Origin of the sequence: Aestuariivivens insulae (assembly GCF_022662195.1) — a bacterium.
GTDB classification, from domain to species: Bacteria; Bacteroidota; Bacteroidia; order Flavobacteriales; family Flavobacteriaceae; genus Aestuariivivens; species Aestuariivivens insulae.
In genome coordinates, this window is sequence record NZ_JAKMCS010000004.1 from 276,228 (window position 1) to 290,946 (window position 14,719).

Below are 14,719 nucleotides of genomic sequence, written 5' to 3' on the forward strand. Positions count from 1 at the left end.
GTCGAAAGGCAGGAATGACAAAATATGATAAAAAACGATTTATTTTTAAGAGCACTTAAAGGGGAAACTGTAAACCGTCCACCCGTTTGGATGATGCGACAAGCTGGGCGTTACCTGCCAGAGTTTATGGCCATTCGAGAGAAATACGATTTTTTTACACGATGCCGTACCCCAGAATTGGCCAGTGAAATAACAGTACAGCCTATTCGCAGATACGGAATGGATGCCGCTATTTTATTTAGCGATATCTTGGTGATTCCACAGGCCATGAATATTGAGGTTCAGATGAAACCCAATTTTGGACCGTATTTACCCAATCCCGTGCGTTCCCAAAAAGATGTGGATAATGTTATTGTACCCGATGTTACAGTAGAATTGGATTATGTTTATCAGGCTATAAAGGCAACCAAAGCATTATTAAACGACGAGGTGCCTCTTATAGGTTTTGCGGGATCACCTTGGACTATCTTGTGTTATTGCGTGCAGGGGCAAGGCAGTAAAACCTTTGATAAAGCCAAGGAATTTTGCTTTACAAATCCTGTAGCAGCGCATCAGTTACTTCAAAAAATAACCGATACCACCATAGCTTATTTAAAAGAAAAAGTTAAAGCCGGTTGTAATGCGGTACAGATTTTCGATTCTTGGGGCGGCATGCTATCCCCAACCGATTATCAGGAGTTTTCATGGCAGTATATCAATCAAATTATTGAAGCTTTAAAAGACGATGCACCAGTAATTGCCTTTGGTAAAGGCTGTTGGTTTGCATTAAACGAAATGGCACAAAGTAATGCATCGGCTTTAGGAATAGATTGGACCTGTTCTGCCCGTAATGCGCGTTATTTAACTGGTGGTAATATTACCTTACAGGGTAATTTCGACCCAGCTCGTTTGTTGTCTCCTCCTTCGGAAATAAAGAAGATGGTACACCAAATGATTAATGAATTTGGAAAGGATAAATACATCGTAAATTTAGGTCATGGTATTTTGCCAAACGTTCCGTTAGAAAATGCCAAAGCCTTTATTGATGCGGTAAAAGAATACCATGTTTAAAAATATTGGCATAGGAATTAATGCTTATTTTGGTGCTTTTGGGTTAATTTCAAAACTTAAGCTCTGGAAGTATTTTGTAGTTCCTATGTTAATAAGCCTTATAACGGCCATAGTCATTTCTGTAATGGCTTATGGTTTGTCCGACAATGTAGGGACTTATATTTCAAAAGCTTGGATATGGGAATGGGGCAAACAAACCTTTTCTACCATTAGCAATGTTATTGGAGGGCTCGTCATTATCGTTATTGGCTTAATTCTTTTTAAACATATTATTATGGCGCTCTCAGCACCATTTATGAGCCCGGTGTCCGAGAAAATTGAAACCCATATAACAGGAAATCCATCGCATAGCCATAGAAACACCTCCTTTTTGCAACAGCTCTGGCGAGGCATACGTATTAATGGGAGGAATTTGTTTATGGAATTAGTGCTTACCATTCCCATATTACTATTAAAGTTTATTCCCGTAGTCAATATATTTTCAGCCATTTTATTGTTTTTAGTGCAAGCCTATTATGCTGGTTTTGGTAATATGGACTATACTTTGGAACGACATTTTAAATACCGGGAAAGTCTTCATTTTGTAAGGCAGCATCGCGGGTTGGCTATAGGTAATGGCATTGTTTTTTTATTGTTTTTGCTAATTCCTATCGTTGGGGTTATTTTAGTATTGCCGCTTTCGGTAACAGCAGCCACATTAAAAACGGTTGAAGCATTGGAATTAAAACGTAAACCCCATGCAGCTTCACTTTGAACCCTATAATATAGTACCCATTCAAGCAAAAGATGCATGGCATATCTGTAATTTTGTAGTTGCTAACGAAGACCGATTAAAACGTTATTTTCCTGTGACATTAAGGGAAAATTTAACACCCGATCTTTCAAAAATATTTACAGAGAAAAAGGTAAAAGAGTTTCATTCAAAAGAAGAATTTTTATTCACTATAAAACAAAATAATGAGACCCAATTAGTGGGGTTAATTTATTTAAAGGCACTTGACTGGAACAAGAAGCATGGCGAATTAGCCTACTGCATAGGGTATCCGTTTGAAGGCAAAGGCATTACAACAAACGCCGTAAGGTTGTTGTCGGATTATGCGTTTGAAACCTTTAATTTAAATACCCTTAAAATAATAGTCCATAAATCGAATTTGGCCAGTATAAAAGTTGCTGAAAAGTGTAATTTTACTTGGATAAAAACCTTAAAGAAGGAGCATGCGCCTCCAGGAGAGCCACCATTGGATATGGAACTCTATGAATTATATAATAAAATAGAAACATAATATGCCACATTTTGTAATAGACTGCTCGAACGATATTTTAGAAATGCAAGACCCTAAGGATGTTTTGCTTCAAGTGCATAACGAAGCAACCAATTCTGGGTTATTTGATGAAGCTGATATTAAAGTGCGTCTCAACCCTTTTGCAGATAATTATTTGGTTGGAGGAAAAGAATCCTCTTTCATACATGTGTTTGCAAATATAATGGAGGGAAGAACTACAGAACAAAAAGCAAAGCTCTCAAAACAAATTGTACGGAGCCTTAAACTACTGTTTCCAAACATTCCATTTATTGCCATTAATATTAGGGATTTTGAAAAAGCAACTTATTGCAACAAAACAATGGTGTAATTTATTAGACCTGGTAGGTTTTTACTTCGACTGCGCTCAGTACAAGCAAAACCTGATAGGTCTATGTATTAAAAAAAACATTATATGGAGAAGCTTGAAAAAGACCATTTTTATCATATCTATAATAGAGGAATAAATAGTTGCTCCATTTTTCAAGATGATGGCAATATGCTTTATTTTTTAGAGCTTCTAAAAAAACATTTAGAGCATAAAGTGAACATTGTTGCATATTGTCTAATGAACAATCATTTTCATTTACTGGTAAAAGTTATTGAGGAAGAGCATACAGTTATTCAAGCTTTTTCAAATCTTTTTAAAGCCTATGCTAAAGCCTTTAATAAGCAGCAAAATAGGACAGGGAGTTTGTTTGAAAAGCACTTTAAAAGAAAACAAATTAAAGATGAAACTTATTTAAAGAATCTAATCCTGTACATCCACAGAAACCCAAAAACACATAATGTAGTTAAGTGTTTTGAAGACTATAAGTTTTCGTCTTATAATTATTACTTCAAGGAAGAAACCAGCCTCATTTCATATACTAAGCCGTATGTAATTAACTTATTCGATAGTGCTGATAATTTTAAATATAGCCACAATAAAATGGATGTAGATAATATAGACCTACAAGGTTTTGAAAACATTGTAGGTCATGAACATCATGAAGCTTCCAACCTGCAAGGTCTCAAAGACCTTGTAGGTTTGTCTATGAAAGACAAATTCTACCAATACATACAGGAACTACAGGACACTATTACATCAAAACTGGAAAGTATCGATGGGAAAGCAAAATTTCGTGAAGACCTATGGCAACGGCCAGAGGGTGGTGGCGGACGTACCCGTGTTATTGAAAATGGAGAGGTGTTTGAAAAAGGTGGTGTTAATATTTCGGCGGTACACGGTAAGTTGCCACAATCTATGCAAGCCTATTTTAAAGTTGGAGATGTCGATTTTTTTGCCTGTGGCCTCAGTTTAGTTATCCACCCTAAAAACCCTATGGTGCCAACCGTGCATGCCAATTGGCGTTATTTTGAAATGTATGATGAAACCGGACATATTGTAGACCAATGGTTTGGTGGCGGACAGGACTTAACACCTTATTACCTCTTTGAAGAAGATGCCAAACATTTTCATCAGGTATGTAAAACAGCCTGCGACAAGCATAACACTGAATTTTATCCCAATTACAAAAAACGTTGCGACGACTATTTTTACAATGCCCACAGGAATGAAGCGCGTGGTATAGGCGGTTTGTTTTTCGATTATTGCAAGGCATCCAATAACATGACTATGGAAGACTGGTATAGCTTTGTAACCGAGGTAGGAAATAGCTTTTTGGAAGCTTATGTGCCCATTGTTGAAAAGCGAAAGGATTTGCCTTATACCAAAGCCCATAGAGATTGGCAGGAAATACGTCGAGGCCGTTATGTAGAGTTCAATTTGGTGCATGATAAAGGGACTTTGTTCGGATTAAAAACCAATGGCCGAATAGAAAGTATTTTAATGAGTTTGCCTCCACACGTACAGTGGGTTTATGATCACCATCCTGAAGCTGGTAGTGAAGAAGAAAAATTAATTGAAGTTTTACAGAACCCTAGGGATTGGGTGTAAGTTTTATTTGCTAAATTTGGATTATGACGACTAAAATAAAAATATCACCTAAAACTTTAATTTGGGCTACTGAGAGAAGTGGACTGAATATTGATAGTTTACATGATGTTTATCCAAAGGCTATTGATTGGATAAGAGAAGAGTCGGAACCAACAGTTAAGCAATTAGAAAATTTTGCAAAAAAAATTCATGTTCCTTTTGGCTTTTTATTTTTAAAGAAACCTCCAAAAGAAAAGTTGCCAATAACATTCTATAGAAGTAATGGAGTGGTAATTAAAAACCCTCCATTGGTTATAAAAGATTTAGTAAATCAAATAAAGACCAAACAAGAATGGTTAAAAGATTTTTTGATTGAAACTAATTATGAAGAATTAGGCTTTATAGGTTCATTAAGAAACTTTGAAAAAATCAATCCAATAGATGCTGCAGAAGTAATTAGGAAAGCTTTGAAGCTAAATAAGACTTGGTACGAAGACACCAAGAAGAGCAATGTTTTTAGATATTGGATTGACAAAATAGAAAAAAATAGAATTTTTATTATTTCTACTGGTTATGTTGGAAATAATAGAAGAAGTGTTGATGTAGAAGTATGTAAAGGATTCACTTTAGTAGATAAATTTTGTCCTTTTATATATATAAATACAAATAATCTTGGCGGAGGTAGAATATTCACACTTATTCACGAATTAGTTCATGTCTTTGTTGGAAATAGTATTGGTATTGGGTATGAACCAATTCATCCATCTTCCCAACCCTTAGAAAAATTCTGTGATAGTGTTTCTTCCGAGATTTTAGTCCCTACTTCTTTTTTCAAAGTGAGTTGGAATTCGACCAATGATACTTTTTCTGAAAAAATATCAAGATTGGCTAATCAATATCATGTTAGTAAATTGGTAATAGCCAAAAAAGCTTTAGATTCTAATTTTATAGAACAATCTGATTTCTGGGCATTTTATAATTATTATACAAATATTCCATTTAAAAAAGGAGTAGGTGGAGATTATTGGAATTCTAAACCATATGAAGTCAGTAGAAAATTTTACTCATTTGTTGATTCTGCTTTAAAACAAGGAAAAATTTTACCGTCTAGTGCTTACAAATTAACAAACATGAAAGCAAACACTTATGATAACTTTAAAAAGAACTCTTAGTGAATGCTTTATATTTTAGATACAAACATATTAGTTTATCCAGATAGAATTAGTCATCCTATGGATATTTATCCTTCATATTGGGATAAAATGGCCGATTTACTAAGGTTTGAAAATGTTATTTCAATAGATAAAGTAAAGGATGAAATTTATAGGCATCAAGATGGGTTGACCAATTGGTGTAAATTAAATACTCAAAAATCATTTTGGGCTTTATCTGTCAATTGTATGGTTGAGTATGCTGAGATACAAAATTGGGCACAAAACAAAGATTACAACGAACGAGCTTTGATTGAATTTGCTGACTCTAAAAATGCAGATGCATTTTTAGTTGCTTATGCATTAAATAAAAAAAGGGTTGAAGATGTTGAGGTATCAATAGTTACTTTAGAAGTAAGTGCTCCAGAAAGTAAGAGAGCTATTAAAATACCTGATATTTGTTTGGATTTCGATATCAGGTTTATAAATAACAATGATTTCTTTAGAGAAATAAAAGCAAGTTTTTAATTAAGATTATGTTCCCATTAAGACGAAACCGAAGACTAAGAACCAATGAGGCCATTCGCGCTCTGGTTCGTGAAACCATAATTTCCCCAAACGATTTTTTAGTGCCACTTTTTGTGGTTGAAGGTAAAGGGGTGAAGGACGAAATTCCTTCTATGCCCAACTACTACCGTTATAGTTTGGATTTGTTGGAGCAAGAGGTTAAATCGCTTTGGAATTTGGGCCTAAAGTCGGTATTGCTTTTTGTAAAAGTTCCAGATCACTTAAAAGATAATGAGGGCAAGGAAGCGTTGAATCCAAATGGACTCATGCAACGTGCCATTAAAACGGTAAAAAATGCCTGTCCTGAGATGTTGGTCATGACCGATGTGGCTTTGGATCCTTATTCCATGTATGGCCATGATGGTATTATTGAAAATGGCCTTGTAGTAAATGATGCGACGACCGATTTTTTAGCTGAAATGAGCCTGTCCCATGCCCAAGCCGGAGCCAATTTTGTTGCACCAAGCGATATGATGGACGGCCGCATTTTAACCATCCGTGAGGCTTTAGATGATGAAGGTTATATCAATACGGGTATTATGAGCTATTCGGCTAAATATGCTTCAGCTTTTTATGGACCCTTTCGGGATGCTTTAGATTCTGCTCCTGTAGATTTGGTGGACATCCCAAAAGATAAGAAAACGTACCAAATGGATCCGGCAAATAGGTTTGAGGCCATTAGGGAAAGCGAAATGGATATCGACGAAGGTGCCGATATCGTTATGGTAAAGCCAGGGCTTTGCTATTTGGATATTGTGCGCGAGATTAAAAATGAAGTCGATGTGCCTGTAGCGGTGTATCAAGTATCCGGTGAATATGCGATGCTTAAAGCAGCTGCCGAAAAAGGATGGCTGGACCACGATGCCGTTATGATGGAACAGATTATTGCCATTAAACGTGCTGGGGCCGATATTATAGCATCTTATTTTGCCAAGGATGTTGTTAAGCTATTGAATGGTTGATCTTCTGCTTAAATTTTGAAAATTGAAAAGTGGGCCACCACAGCCCACTTTTCAAACTAAACTAAACTAAACTAAATAAGACATTAATTAAACTAATTATTAATGAATGTTGTAAACTGCCTACCCTCAGTTAGGCAGACTATTTTATATGAACCTTTATTGGATAACTTATAAGCTCTTTCAATGGAGGTAGTCTCTTCTATTTTCTCAGAATGGATCAAATGATAGCCTCCTGCTTCAAAATAAACTTTAACTTCTAGAGGTTCTCGATCTAAAGACAGTTTTGTTAAGTATAAGATGCTATCTTTAATTCTGGTTACAGGCTTAAAAACGGTGGTCTCCTTATTTTTATCGAAAATAACAGTATTTGTTCTTACTGTAAAAGGTACCGTTTTAATCTCAACGTCTTTTTCAAGTTCAAAAATGTAGTCACCGTCTGGAAGCGCGGTTAAATCGAATCCTTTTTTATAATTGCCATTCTTTTCAATTAATTCTTTATAGAGTGTAATGCCACTTTGGCCCTTAATAGTAAGCAAGTTTCCTTTTTTTACATTTTCTAGTGTGAACACAGTTGCTTTAATGTCTGTGCTAACATGGTTGTCAATAGTACTGGCGAATCCAATAACCGTAACTAATAATGTTACCATTACGATTCCTTTTTTTACGTTTTTAATTAGATGTTTCATCTGTTAATATTTATTGTTTTTTAATGGTCAGACCTGCCTTGCCGGCAGGCAGGTGCGATGCCCGAATTATCATACCGGTTGAGTTTGCAACTTTTGTTAATGGACATTTCATGATTTGGAATTTAATAACGTTCAACATGGGCAAAGTTATATTGAAACAAGACTTAATAAAACATCAAATTTTGCAATTTTGTATGCTATATTATCTGTTATTTTAATGTTAATTATGTGTTGAGTTAAAATAGCATATAATCTAGTTAATTAAATATATATTTGAAGTGGTGTTTAATTGTAAATTTGTTTAAAAATTATTCTGTTATGATTAGTAAAAAACCTACTTTAGAAAAGCTTAGCCCAAGCTTTGGAAGTTCTTTATTAATAAAACAGCATCTGGAAAAGGTAGATAAGATAAATGCATTTTGGCATTTTCATCCAGAGTTAGAGCTTGTATATATTAATAAAGGACAAGGTAAAACACATATTGGCAATCACTTATCGTATTTTAATAATAGTCAGCTTATTTTAATCGGTGCCAATTTGCCCCACAATGGTTTTGCAGACCGGTTAACGGCCAATGGTTCTGAAACCACTGTACAGTTTAAACAGGATTTCCTAGGGAAAGATTTTATAGAGATTCCAGAAATGGCCAATGTGGTAGCCTTGTTCGATAGGGCTAAAAAGGGGATTCGTTTTAAGATTGAAACTAAAGCTGTAATAGGTCCCAAAATTAATAAATTGACTAAATATGAAGGGCTTGAGCGTGTTTTGAAGTTTTTGGATATCCTCAATTACTTGGCGAATACAGATGATTATACCTTATTGAATGCCGATGGTATTGCGTTAGAAATTAATCCGCAAGACAGCGATAAAATCAACGTGATATATCATTATGTGAATGCCAATTTTCAAAGGCATATCACTTTAGATGAAATCGCTAATGAAGTGAGTATGACGGTACCCGCATTTTGCAGGTATTTTAAAAAAACAACGGGAAAAACATTTACGCAATTGGTTAATGAATATAGAGTTGTTCATGCCACCAAGTTGTTAAATGAAAGCAAAATGAGTATTGCAGATGTTTGCTTCGAGTGCGGGTTCAATAATTTTTCCCATTTTAACAAACAATTTAATGAGATTGCTGGGAAGAGTGCCTCACAATACAGAAAGGAAATTAGGCAAATTATTCAATAATCTTAAGCGTTTCCATCCCATTCGGCATAAAACTGATCGAGAAACTTTTCCATAAAGGCATGGCGTTTTGTAGCAATTTGTTTCCCCGTTTTGGTATTCATTTTGTCCTTAAGCAATAGAAGCTTTTCATAAAAATGATTAATGGTCGGGGCGGTTGAGGTTTTATACTCGGTTTTGCTTAGGCTTAAATTGGGTTTAATCGCAGGGTTGAAAAGTGGCCTGTTTTTAAATCCACCATAATTAAAGGCCCGGGCAACACCTATGGCGCCAATAGCATCAAGTCTATCGGCATCTTGGACAACTTTCAATTCTTCTGAAGTAAAAAGGGTTTCGTTGCCCAACGATTTGTTAAACGACATGTTCTCAATAATCTGGACGACATGTTCAATAATTTGCGAGTCAACATTCAATTTAAACAGAAATTCCCGGGCAATTTTAGGACCAATACTATCATCACCATTATGAAATTTACTGTCTGCAATGTCATGCAATAAAGCGGCCAATTGTACCACAAGTAAATTTACGTTTTCGGTTTTGGAAATAAGCAAGGCATTACGGTATACGCGTTGTGTATGAAACCAGTCGTGCCCACCTTCGGCATTGGCAAGGGTTTGTTTTACAAAAGAAATGGTGTTATTTATAATTTCTTCCGTAGACATATAACTTATTTTGCAATAGCAGGTTCAACCCATTTAAACTGATAGGAGTTTTCAGGAATTTTAATTCTATCTGCTAAACGGTACATTCTGTTAGGAAGCGCCATTAAGTAGTCTCTTGCTTTTTCGGCTTCGTCGTTTAGGTTGGTAATTTTATCAATTTCCCAACGGTTAATTAACTTTTGCAAAATGTCTACATAATCTTTAGAGGTGTAAACCCCAATACGCTGAGCTGTATTTGAAAACTCTTCGAAGGCTGTGCTTATTTTTCCTCCAGATTCCCTTAAAAAATGAGCAGGCATCGTAATTTTCTGCTTCATCATATCATGAAATGCCATCATCATTTGGCTAGGATCTACTTTAAAAATACGTTCTACAAACTCTGAATAGGCATTATGGTGGCGCATTTCGTCTCCAGAAATAATTTGGCACATTTTCCCTAACTGTTTGTTGCCATTTTTCTTGGCGAGTTTAGCAACACGGTTATGCGAAATATAAGTGGCCAATTCTTGAAAACTGGTATAGACAAAGTTTTTATAGGGATCTCTATCGGTGCCAATATCAAATCCATCAGAAATTAGGTATTGCGTGGTTTTTTCTATTTCACGCATATTAACGCGTCCCGATAGGTAAAGGTATTTATTGAGCACATCGCCATGACGGTTTTCTTCCCCTGTCCAATGTTTTACCCATTTAGACCATGCATTTTTGCTATCTACTTGGTCAACACCTTCAACTTCCATAAGCCAAGACTCATAGGTTGGTAAGGCTTCTTCGGTAATCATATCGCCAACCAAAACCACCCAAAAGTCATAGGGCAATTCTTTAGAGAGCTCTCTAATTTCTTTTACTTCTTCAAAGAAAGAATCGCTTTCAGAATTAGGCAAAAAATCGGTAGGTTGCCATATTTGTTCTATGGGTATTAAGTACTTTTTTATTAAAGCTTCTACGTCTTTTTCCAAAAACTGCATTACTTCCAATCTCACATTCTTTAACGACATATAAGTATTTTAAGGGTGTATATCTTTTTTAATGGTGGTCTCTATAGTTTCTAAGAGATCCTTTTTATTGGCAAAGGTAGCCAATTCTAATGGTTTATGTACGGTAAAGGTGATATGAGTTCCAAGTCCCATAGGGAATTTACCGTATTGTAGCATTTTCCATGAGTTGTTTATTGAAATGGGAACTATTAAGGCCGATGGGATTTTTTTAAACAGCATTTCCAGGCCTTTGGTTTGGAAGGGTTTGGGGACGCCGTTTTTACTTCGGGTGCCTTCTGGAAAAATAACGGCCGCTCGGTTGTTGGCTTCAATGTACTCTCCAAATTTCATAATAGCTGGTAAGGACTGTCGTGGATTTTTTCTGTCGATTAAAACCGAACCTCCATGACGCAAGTTGTAGGATACACTGGGGATGCCTTTGCCCAACTCCATTTTACTAATGAATTTGGCGTGGTGTTTACGCATATACCACATAATAGGAGAAATGTCGTATAAACTCTGGTGATTGGCTACGATTATAAGGGGCTTCTCTGTACTTATATGGTGCGGATTGTTAAAGGTGAATCGGGTGCCTAAAACATGGGTGCATTTTAACAGACAAAACTGTAAAATGTCAACACTTACTTTATGGGCCTGATAACCTAAGACGTTAAAACAAAACCATTGTATGGGATGAAAAATAACAAGCGTTAATCCGAATAACAGATAATAAATACAGGTTAATGGGTATGACAAGACTTTTAGCATGCCCCAAAAATAAATAAACTAGGAGTTAGAACACAGCAACACAGCTGTTATTTTCACATTTAATGTCTATTGGTTTGGCAGCCAATGAGCAATCGGAAACAATGCCCCATTTTTGGTTATACTTATGTTCCTGAGCATTATAATCTTGAACCTTTGATTCAAGTGCATTCACATCTATTGAGGTGGAATAGATGAGGTAGCTCCAAGGGCCGCCACAAGGCTTACTACCAAAGGCGATAAATTTACATTCGGAGGTTTCGTTACAAATTGAGGTGCTTGCTAGGGCTTCAACTTCAGATTTAAAATCTTGTAATTGGGCAAGTTCCTGTTCTTGGGTTAATGGTGTGTCATCATCGCATTGAAAAGCGGTAAAACTTAAACAAATAAGGAGTAAAATAGCGGTAAAGAAAGACTTTTTCATAGCGCTTTTTTACCTAATAGATGTTCAAATAATTAAAAGGTTGCGTGGGGACATAAAAAACCACGATTTCCTTCTATTTATAAAGAACAAACGTGGTTTAATTTTATCAATTGGGTATCCCCTTTCTCTTTGGAGATGGGATAGCGAAAGAGGCTTCTAACAATGTTCGTTATAAGCATCCATTAAATTTTCGGCAATAAGCTCTGCTGGGCGCCCTTCAATGTGATGTCGCTCTAGCATATGTACCAATTCGCCATCTTTAAATAAGGCCATACTTGGCGAGCTTGGAGGAAAGGGGATCATATACTCCCTTGCTTTCTCAACCGCTTCTCTATCAACACCGGCAAAAACCGTAACAATATGGTCTGGGCGTTTGGCATTCTGCAAGCTTAATCTAGCGCCAGGGCGTGCATTGGCAGCGGCACAACCACAAACCGAGTTTACGACAACTAATGTGGTACCTGTTTTTGCTAAAGCAGCATCTACTTGATCTGCTGTTTGTAATTCTTCAAATCCAACACTGGTTAAATCCTCGCGCATTGGTTTCACTAATTCTGCTGGGTACATATTTTTAAATTTTAATAATTAACGTTTTAGGACTGCAAAGATACCAATTGTGTAACAAAAACACGAGGTAATCAACTAACTAATATTATATTTACCGATAAATAAAATTGATGATTACATGAGTTTTTCAAAATGGATAGGAGCAGCTTTGGGGTGGTCTTTTGGAGGCCCTATTGGGGCTATTATAGGGCTGGCCGTTGGTGGTATGGTAGATTCTATAGGTAAGGATGCCAGCTATAAATATGAGCCACAACAACCCTATCGACGACAACCTGTTACACAGCCAGGCGATTTCGAAGTAAGTTTACTCATTTTAGCCTCCATAGTCATTAAGGCCGATGGCAAACAGGACCAACGCGAATTGGATTTTGTGCGCCAACAGTTCGTTGGCATGTATGGTAAAGAGCGTGCCAACCATGCATTTCGTTTGTTTAAGGAAATAAATAAGCAAAAAAATATTTCTACCAGGCAAGTCTGTTTGCAAATTAGGCAGATGATGCAGCACCCATCGCGATTACAACTTATTCATTTTTTATTTGGCATAGCCAAAGCCGATGGTATGGTTACCCAAGACGAAGAGCAACAAATCCATATCATGGCAGGTTATTTGGGTATTAGCACGGCAGATTACGAAAGTATTAAGGCCATGTTTTATAACAGTAGCGACAATGCCTATAAGATTTTGGAAGTTGAAAAAACGGCTACTGACGACGCTATTAAAAAGGCCTATCGTAAAATGGCCAAAAAATACCACCCCGATAAGGTTATTCACCTTGGGGAAGAACACCGCAACGGGGCCGAAGAAAAATTTAGACAAGTACAAGCGGCTTACGAGCAATTGCAGAAGGAGCGAGGGTTTTAGAATTTTTAACTTGAAGAAAAAAATAAAGCCCAACTAATCTTTAACTGATTAGTTGGGCTTTAGTATTTTTAAGTATAAGAAAGGTTATTTACTTATATAAATTCTTGTTTCCTCTCCCTTATCAAAAATCATTACGATTTCATGTTTTGTGTTAAGATATACAGATTTTAACTCCCAACCTTCAGCCTTAGAGGTTTCTATTAAGCATTTACGAACATCTGGGTTGAATAGGTTTAACTTGGTGTTTAGGGTCATGTCGTCTGCTTTTACATTAAAAGACAATAAAAGCAAAACTGTAGCGAATAATAATTGTAACTTTTTCATAACGATTTGGGTTTTAGTGAATTATTACAATACAAGATTATAGCATACCATTTTAATTGCTAAAAAAAATGGTTGATTTTCAGTTTTTTACCGTTCATTCAACGATTACTCCGTGAAGTGTTTATTTTTTCGGATGAAATAACCCGAAAAAATAAGTTGTATATGGTTGGTTTTTAGAGGATTTGCTTCAAAAAAAAGATGCTGTTGTAAGATTCCAAATCAATGATTTTTATTCTTCAAAGACTACTGTAGATTGCTCTTTGTTTACTGTTAACTTAATGGGTTTTCCCAAAATTAAGGCCCGATTGTCTTTTTCATGACCTGCCGGCATGTTAAAGGCTATGGGAAAATCGTAATCGGCTAAAGCATCTAAGATAAGTTGCTCAATAGAGGTGCCCCAAAGGGTTGTGTTTTTTCTAAGCTTGGTCATGTCACCAACAATTAGGCCTTTGCAATTATCAAAATAACCCGCTCGTTTTAAGCTTTGCAACATACGGTCTATATGGTATTTATATTCGCCTATTTCCTCAATAAATAGAATCTTTCCAGAAGTATCTATACTGGTTTTAGAACCCAGCATGGTATGCAACATGGTTAGATTGCCACCAACCAACTGGCCAGAAGCTTGCCCAGTTCTGTTGTATTTCGATCCTTTTAAGGTATAGTGCAATGCATTTCCAAAAAGGGCTTCTTTAAACGTAGCGATAGTTTCTTCAATTGTACTCAAATCGTCCGGTATGCTAGTGCACATCATGGCGTGGATGCTTTCAATACCTTCGTTATGGATTTGATTATGGAGCGCAGTGATATCGGAATAACCAATAACCCATTTAGGGTTTGCTTTAAACTTCGTCCAATTGAGCTTATCTAAAACCCTAACGGTACCATAGCCACCTCGAGCGCACCAAATGGCTTTAATTTTAGGATCGTCCAAGGCTTTTTGCAAGTCTTCACAACGTTCGTCATCGGTGCCAGCGAAATGGTTGGCTTGGTTGAACACGTGTTTCCCAACTGTGGCATGGAGCCCCCAACTTTTTAGTAATGCTTTAGCTTGATCGATTTCTTGGGTTCTATTATTGAGGATCCCTGAAGGCGCTACAATAGCAACCGTATCGCCTGCTTTTAAATATGGTGGTTGTATCAAAGTGGTTACGTGTTTTGTTGATGCTGTATTTTGTGCTGCAATCGGTTTTATTCCGAAGAAAAAAACAGCACAAATTAAACTAATGCTCAGTAGGTTTTTAGACATACTGTAAATGTACATTTTTTTTCACACGTTTAAATTTAATAATTATAAACCATAGGTTAATTATGA

The 14,719-nt window shown here is 36.3% G+C and carries 18 protein-coding genes; 10 read left to right on the top strand and 8 right to left on the bottom strand.

Going from position 1 to position 14,719, the window contains the following annotated elements; translation table 11 throughout:
* The first annotated feature begins 24 nt into the window (after positions 1-24).
* The 8 genes from hemE to hemB all read left to right on the top strand — a co-directional run bounded on the left by hemE (position 25) and on the right by hemB (position 6,949).
* Complete coding sequence (hemE, locus tag MR062_RS07205) at positions 25-1,050, top strand: uroporphyrinogen decarboxylase (RefSeq protein WP_242203429.1); 1,026 nt, start codon at positions 25-27, stop codon at positions 1,048-1,050.
* Positions 1,043-1,804, top strand: a complete 762-nt coding sequence (locus MR062_RS07210) for an EI24 domain-containing protein (RefSeq protein WP_242203430.1) — start codon at positions 1,043-1,045, stop codon at positions 1,802-1,804. The genes hemE and MR062_RS07210 overlap by 8 nt, the downstream gene beginning before the upstream one ends.
* Positions 1,788-2,333, top strand: coding sequence for a GNAT family N-acetyltransferase (locus tag MR062_RS07215; protein ID WP_242203431.1), 546 nt, complete (start codon positions 1,788-1,790; stop codon positions 2,331-2,333). The genes MR062_RS07210 and MR062_RS07215 overlap by 17 nt, the downstream gene beginning before the upstream one ends.
* A 1-nt stretch (position 2,334) precedes the next feature.
* Positions 2,335-2,682, top strand: coding sequence for a 5-carboxymethyl-2-hydroxymuconate Delta-isomerase (locus MR062_RS07220; protein ID WP_242203433.1), 348 nt, complete (start codon positions 2,335-2,337; stop codon positions 2,680-2,682).
* 705 nt (positions 2,683-3,387) lie between these two features.
* A complete protein-coding gene (hemF, locus tag MR062_RS07230; protein ID WP_242203503.1) occupies positions 3,388-4,290 on the top strand; it encodes an oxygen-dependent coproporphyrinogen oxidase in 903 nt (300 codons plus the stop codon).
* A 23-nt stretch (positions 4,291-4,313) separates the two neighbouring features.
* Positions 4,314-5,441 (top strand): ImmA/IrrE family metallo-endopeptidase, encoded by a 1,128-nt coding sequence (locus MR062_RS07235; RefSeq protein WP_242203435.1) that lies wholly within the window; start codon positions 4,314-4,316, stop codon positions 5,439-5,441.
* A gap of 3 nt (positions 5,442-5,444) precedes the next feature.
* Complete coding sequence (locus MR062_RS07240) at positions 5,445-5,948, top strand: DUF4411 family protein (protein WP_242203436.1); 504 nt, start codon at positions 5,445-5,447, stop codon at positions 5,946-5,948.
* Positions 5,949-5,956: 8 nt separating this feature from the next.
* Entirely contained in the window at positions 5,957-6,949 is a 993-nt protein-coding gene (gene hemB, locus MR062_RS07245; protein WP_242203437.1) for a porphobilinogen synthase, read from the top strand.
* Between the two features lie 92 nt (positions 6,950-7,041).
* Here the strand turns inward: hemB and MR062_RS07250 are convergent, their stop codons facing one another.
* Positions 7,042-7,635: a hypothetical protein gene (locus MR062_RS07250; protein WP_242203438.1), complete on the bottom strand. Its 594-nt coding sequence runs from the start codon at positions 7,633-7,635 to the stop codon at positions 7,042-7,044.
* Between the two features lie 318 nt (positions 7,636-7,953).
* Here MR062_RS07250 and MR062_RS07255 point away from each other — a divergent pair, with 318 nt between their 5' ends.
* Positions 7,954-8,826, top strand: coding sequence for an AraC family transcriptional regulator (locus MR062_RS07255; RefSeq protein WP_242203439.1), 873 nt, complete (start codon positions 7,954-7,956; stop codon positions 8,824-8,826).
* Between the two features lie 2 nt (positions 8,827-8,828).
* Here the strand turns inward: MR062_RS07255 and MR062_RS07260 are convergent, their stop codons facing one another.
* The 5 genes from MR062_RS07260 to MR062_RS07280 all read right to left on the bottom strand — a co-directional run bounded on the left by MR062_RS07260 (position 8,829) and on the right by MR062_RS07280 (position 12,218).
* Entirely contained in the window at positions 8,829-9,485 is a 657-nt protein-coding gene (locus MR062_RS07260; protein ID WP_242203441.1) for an HD domain-containing protein, read from the bottom strand.
* Positions 9,486-9,490: 5 nt separating this feature from the next.
* The gene (locus MR062_RS07265; protein ID WP_242203443.1) at positions 9,491-10,483 is read right to left on the bottom strand and encodes an acyl-ACP desaturase; all 993 of its coding nucleotides are present in this window, start codon (positions 10,481-10,483) and stop codon (positions 9,491-9,493) included.
* 9 nt (positions 10,484-10,492) lie between these two features.
* The gene (locus MR062_RS07270) at positions 10,493-11,230 is read right to left on the bottom strand and encodes a lysophospholipid acyltransferase family protein (protein WP_242203445.1); all 738 of its coding nucleotides are present in this window, start codon (positions 11,228-11,230) and stop codon (positions 10,493-10,495) included.
* Positions 11,231-11,255: 25 nt separating this feature from the next.
* Positions 11,256-11,651, bottom strand: coding sequence for a hypothetical protein (locus MR062_RS07275; protein ID WP_242203446.1), 396 nt, complete (start codon positions 11,649-11,651; stop codon positions 11,256-11,258).
* Between the two features lie 156 nt (positions 11,652-11,807).
* A complete protein-coding gene (locus MR062_RS07280) occupies positions 11,808-12,218 on the bottom strand; it encodes a BrxA/BrxB family bacilliredoxin (RefSeq protein WP_242203447.1) in 411 nt (136 codons plus the stop codon).
* 118 nt (positions 12,219-12,336) lie between these two features.
* On the opposite strand from MR062_RS07280, the gene MR062_RS07285 reads away from it, so the two are divergent.
* Positions 12,337-13,080: a TerB family tellurite resistance protein gene (locus MR062_RS07285; protein ID WP_242203448.1), complete on the top strand. Its 744-nt coding sequence runs from the start codon at positions 12,337-12,339 to the stop codon at positions 13,078-13,080.
* A gap of 84 nt (positions 13,081-13,164) precedes the next feature.
* On the opposite strand, the gene MR062_RS07290 is transcribed toward MR062_RS07285, so the two are convergent.
* The gene (locus tag MR062_RS07290) at positions 13,165-13,404 is read right to left on the bottom strand and encodes a hypothetical protein (protein ID WP_242203449.1); all 240 of its coding nucleotides are present in this window, start codon (positions 13,402-13,404) and stop codon (positions 13,165-13,167) included.
* A gap of 229 nt (positions 13,405-13,633) precedes the next feature.
* On the bottom strand, positions 13,634-14,653 hold the full coding sequence (locus MR062_RS07295; RefSeq protein WP_242203450.1) for a S66 peptidase family protein: 1,020 nt from the start codon (positions 14,651-14,653) through the stop codon (positions 13,634-13,636).
* Between the last annotated feature and the right edge of the window lie 66 nt (positions 14,654-14,719).

Bases quoted from the DNA above. Each gene is read 5' to 3' on its own strand.
- MR062_RS07210 (WP_242203430.1), top strand. From the start codon at position 1,043: ATGTTTAAAAATATTGGCATAGGAATTAATGCTTATTTTGGTGCTTTT.
- MR062_RS07240 (WP_242203436.1), top strand. From the start codon at position 5,445: ATGCTTTATATTTTAGATACAAACATATTAGTTTATCCAGATAGAATT.
- MR062_RS07295 (WP_242203450.1), bottom strand. From the start codon at position 14,653: ATGTCTAAAAACCTACTGAGCATTAGTTTAATTTGTGCTGTTTTTTTC.
- MR062_RS07255 (WP_242203439.1), top strand. From the start codon at position 7,954: ATGATTAGTAAAAAACCTACTTTAGAAAAGCTTAGCCCAAGCTTTGGA.
- MR062_RS07235 (WP_242203435.1), top strand. From the start codon at position 4,314: ATGACGACTAAAATAAAAATATCACCTAAAACTTTAATTTGGGCTACT.
- MR062_RS07260 (WP_242203441.1), bottom strand. From the start codon at position 9,485: ATGTCTACGGAAGAAATTATAAATAACACCATTTCTTTTGTAAAACAA.
- MR062_RS07275 (WP_242203446.1), bottom strand. From the start codon at position 11,651: ATGAAAAAGTCTTTCTTTACCGCTATTTTACTCCTTATTTGTTTAAGT.
- MR062_RS07290 (WP_242203449.1), bottom strand. From the start codon at position 13,404: ATGAAAAAGTTACAATTATTATTCGCTACAGTTTTGCTTTTATTGTCT.
- MR062_RS07215 (WP_242203431.1), top strand. From the start codon at position 1,788: ATGCAGCTTCACTTTGAACCCTATAATATAGTACCCATTCAAGCAAAA.
- MR062_RS07285 (WP_242203448.1), top strand. From the start codon at position 12,337: ATGAGTTTTTCAAAATGGATAGGAGCAGCTTTGGGGTGGTCTTTTGGA.
- hemF (WP_242203503.1), top strand. From the start codon at position 3,388: ATGAAAGACAAATTCTACCAATACATACAGGAACTACAGGACACTATT.
- MR062_RS07250 (WP_242203438.1), bottom strand. From the start codon at position 7,635: ATGAAACATCTAATTAAAAACGTAAAAAAAGGAATCGTAATGGTAACA.
- hemE (WP_242203429.1), top strand. From the start codon at position 25: ATGATAAAAAACGATTTATTTTTAAGAGCACTTAAAGGGGAAACTGTA.
- MR062_RS07270 (WP_242203445.1), bottom strand. From the start codon at position 11,230: ATGCTAAAAGTCTTGTCATACCCATTAACCTGTATTTATTATCTGTTA.
- MR062_RS07220 (WP_242203433.1), top strand. From the start codon at position 2,335: ATGCCACATTTTGTAATAGACTGCTCGAACGATATTTTAGAAATGCAA.
- MR062_RS07280 (WP_242203447.1), bottom strand. From the start codon at position 12,218: ATGTACCCAGCAGAATTAGTGAAACCAATGCGCGAGGATTTAACCAGT.
- MR062_RS07265 (WP_242203443.1), bottom strand. From the start codon at position 10,483: ATGTCGTTAAAGAATGTGAGATTGGAAGTAATGCAGTTTTTGGAAAAA.
- hemB (WP_242203437.1), top strand. From the start codon at position 5,957: ATGTTCCCATTAAGACGAAACCGAAGACTAAGAACCAATGAGGCCATT.